The organism is Streptomyces kebangsaanensis, from assembly GCF_001906585.1.
Taxonomy (GTDB): domain Bacteria; phylum Actinomycetota; class Actinomycetes; order Streptomycetales; family Streptomycetaceae; genus Streptomyces; species Streptomyces kebangsaanensis.
This window is the reverse complement of sequence record NZ_JUJA01000081.1, coordinates 11,158-14,227: the sequence shown is the minus strand read 5'-3', so window position 1 is coordinate 14,227 and position 3,070 is coordinate 11,158. Positions and strand designations below refer to the sequence as shown.

Here is a 3,070-nt window from a genome sequence, read left to right as displayed (position 1 = left end):
GGCTCGGGAACCGGTGGGAGCACCTCCTCGTGCACCGGGGCCGCGTCCGCCGGAGCCGCGCCCAGCGACCCGACCGCCCGGCCGCGCAGGGCAGGGATCAACTGTTCTGCCGCGAAGGCGAGTTCGGAACGTACGTCATCGGACCGCACCTTCTTCACGTGCCGCTCCGCGAGCTTGAGCGCCCGCTCCTGCACAGCGGCGTCCTCGTGTCCGAAGGCCTGCGCGACGGCGGGCAGCAGCCCGTCGGCCGCGCCGGCGTCCCGGGCGAGCACCTTGCCCAGCAGCACGAGCTGCGCCCGTACCAGCTTGCGCTCCGGGCGGAACAGCACGGCTCCGGACAGCTCGGCCAGGTGCCGATGCGCCAGCCGCCCGTCCAGGGCCAGCGCGCCCAGCACCGACTGGGCGTGCGAGGCCACCGGGGACACCGCGTCCGAGGCCAGCGCCAGCCAGTCGGCCACCCGCCCACGCTGCTCCTCGTGAGTGAGCGCCAAGGACCTCAGTACGCGCAGGAACACCCGGTGGTCGGCGGTCGTGCCGCCCCGCAGCAGACGGGCCACACACCCGTCGACCGTCGCGCTTCGGTCCAGCGCGCCCTCCACGGTGAGCCGCGCGAGGGCGTCGTTCCAGCTGTTGGGGCCTTCGTTCGTCCCCCACTCCAGCAGGCCGCCGATGTCGTTCGTCTCGAAGAGGGCGGCCACGAGCTCCGCGAGGTGCGGATCGCCGCGCAGCCGGTCCAGCACCGTGTCGCCGCGCCTCCAGGAGCCGCCTATGTGCTCCACCCAGCCGCGCACATAGGCGTCGGTCGTCGGCACCGGGCAGCCGGCCAGCCGCACCAGGGCGGACATCAGCTCGTAGGGCACCCGCGCGGAGGCCGGCCGCTGGGCGAGCCGGTGCACCAGGTCGGCGAGCCAGTCGGCCTCCCGGTCGGCGAGGATGTGGACCAGCACCGCCGGGGAGACCCCCGACCAGCGCATGTCAGCGGCGGCGATCCAGCTCGCCGCACCGGCCGCGCCGGTCTGGCACGCGGTCCCGGCCACGTACAGCGCCGGATAGGCGCGGCGGGACGGCTCGTCCCAGCGCGCCGCTCTGAGCTCCTTGCGCAGTGCCTTCAACTCGGGGAAGGCCGCACGCCGTTCGGCGTCGGTCATCCCCTCCAGCAGGCCGATCACCTCGGCCGTCCGCCCGGCCCGCACCGCCTCGACCAGCGATGTCATCGCACACCCCCGTCGACCCGTGCCACGTCCCGCTCCACCGCGGCGGTGCCCCGCCGCGCCATCCGCACCGCCAGCGCGTGCTTGCAGGGCCCGCGCCCGCCCCGGTACTTCGCCCACCACAGGCAGCTGCAGCTGAGCACCCCCTTCTCCTCACGCACCCGGTGCACGTGCCCGTCCTCGGCCGTCACCGTCGCCAGAGCGCCGTCCTGAGCGACCGCTCCCGCGGCGACGAGAGCGCGGGCGTCCCGCAGGCGCGGGTTGTGCCGCTCGGCACGCCCGGCGTCGTAGGGCAGCTCCCGGTGGAAGTACGCCGCCTCCGCGGTGTCGTATCCGACCCGGCCCGAGGTGCCGAGCCGGACCAGCGCCGCGCGGACCCGCTCCGGGGTGAGTCCGGAGGCGGTGGCGAGATCGGCGACGTCGACGCGGGGCTCCCAGGCCAGCAGCACCGCGATCAGCTCCGCGTCCTCGGCCGCCTCGTCGGTGGCGAGGGCGTCCAGCACCCCGCCCTCGCCGGAGAACCCGCGCGAGGCGTCGGGCGACAGCGTCAGCGTGAGCCGCATGCCCGGCAGGACCGCCTCCCAGGCACTGGACGTGGCGGCGGCGCCTCCGGTGACCGCCGGGCCGTACACGCGCAGGGCCGTCGCATGCCTCAGCACCCGCTGCAACGCGGCCAGCCGCTCCGGACCGGGCAGGCACACCGCGCCCGGCACGGGCCGGGTGGTCGGCCGCAGGGCGCGCCCCGCCGGCACCACCCACCGCGGACCGCTCGCGGCACCCCGCGGCCCGCTCCGGGGCAACGACCGCAGGAACCGCACCGCCTCGGCCGCCGGCAGCTCGGCCCGCAGATCGAAGCCGGCCGCTATGACCTGGGCCTCGGCGAACCCCCGCAGCCACCGGTCCGGCAGCGGCACCTTCTTCTCCACCACCGGTCCGTCCAGCGTGGTCACGGCCATCTCCTCCGGACCCACCCGCAGATGGAGCGGATCGTCCGGGCCGATCCGGGACAGCGCCTCGCGCAGCGGGTTGTTGACGTCGACGTTCGTCGTGCCGTGCCCCACCTCGCCGTCGTCCAGGCCGGACCGGAGCACGTCCAGGCGTGCGTACACCCCGCAGCAGCCGGAGAACGACTCGAAGCGCAGCCGGTCGCCGTTCCCCGTCACCACCGGGTCGAGGGAGGCGCGCAACTGCGGCTGGTAATAGCGGGCGGCCGCCACGTCCGCCACCGCCAGCAGCCCGGCGGAAGCCACCTGAGGAGACGTCAGGAAACCCGCGAAGAAACGAGGATGGTCCTGGACGCCCGAGGGGGTCGTACCCCGTGAGGTCTCGAGTCCCAGGTGCTGTCCGCCCGCGGCGGACTCCAGCACGGAGGGTCGGCAATAGGCCACGGCCTGCATGGATCGCGTCATGGAAAAACCGTAGAGGCGACCACTGACAATCAACTTCACCTGCGAAAAAGCCGGTTACTGCCTGATCCGGCCGGGCCGGAGCGCCTGTGCGAGGAGCACGGTGCCGTCCTGCTCGCGCAGCCGGTGAGGCCGGCGAGGCCGGCGGGGGTCAGCGGCTGCCGTCGAGGATCACGCGGGCGACCAGTGCCGGGTCGTCGTTCATCGGGACGTGTCCGCAGCCGGGCAGCCGTATCAGGCGGGCCCGGGGGATGATCTGCTTGGCGCGCACCCCCTGACGGCGTACCAGCAGCCGGTCCCTGGTGCCCCAGGCCACGGTGACGGGGATGCCGGGGACGTCGTCGGTGAACCGGACGCCGACGCCTGCCCGGAGGGTGTCCTCGAAGCCGGCGGCCCGCGCCAGGGCGAGCGTCTCGGCGACCACGGCCTCGGGCGAACGGCGGGCGGGCCGGG

The 3,070-nt window shown here is 74.8% G+C and carries 2 protein-coding genes and 2 pseudogenes; all 4 read right to left on the bottom strand.

Translation table 11 applies throughout. The annotated features are described in order from the left end of the window. Positions 1-1,214 (bottom strand): annotated as a pseudogene (locus RH94_RS43135) (DUF6493 family protein); the annotation flags it as partial. Continuing rightward, the gene (locus RH94_RS12095) at positions 1,211-2,620 is read right to left on the bottom strand and encodes an SWIM zinc finger family protein (protein ID WP_073947616.1); all 1,410 of its coding nucleotides are present in this window, start codon (positions 2,618-2,620) and stop codon (positions 1,211-1,213) included. The gene RH94_RS12095 and the pseudogene RH94_RS43135, both read right to left, overlap by 4 nt. 148 nt (positions 2,621-2,768) lie before the next feature. Next, positions 2,769-2,888, bottom strand: a complete 120-nt coding sequence (locus tag RH94_RS46620) for an alpha/beta fold hydrolase (RefSeq protein WP_407697301.1) — start codon at positions 2,886-2,888, stop codon at positions 2,769-2,771. Beyond that, positions 2,852-3,070 (bottom strand): annotated as a pseudogene (locus RH94_RS43130) (hypothetical protein); the annotation flags it as partial. The pseudogene RH94_RS43130 and the gene RH94_RS46620, both read right to left, overlap by 37 nt.

What these genes read in the sequence shown, in the direction of transcription:
- RH94_RS12095 (WP_073947616.1), bottom strand. Translation starts at nt 2,620, where the DNA reads ATGACGCGATCCATGCAGGCCGTGGCCTATTGCCGACCCTCCGTGCTG.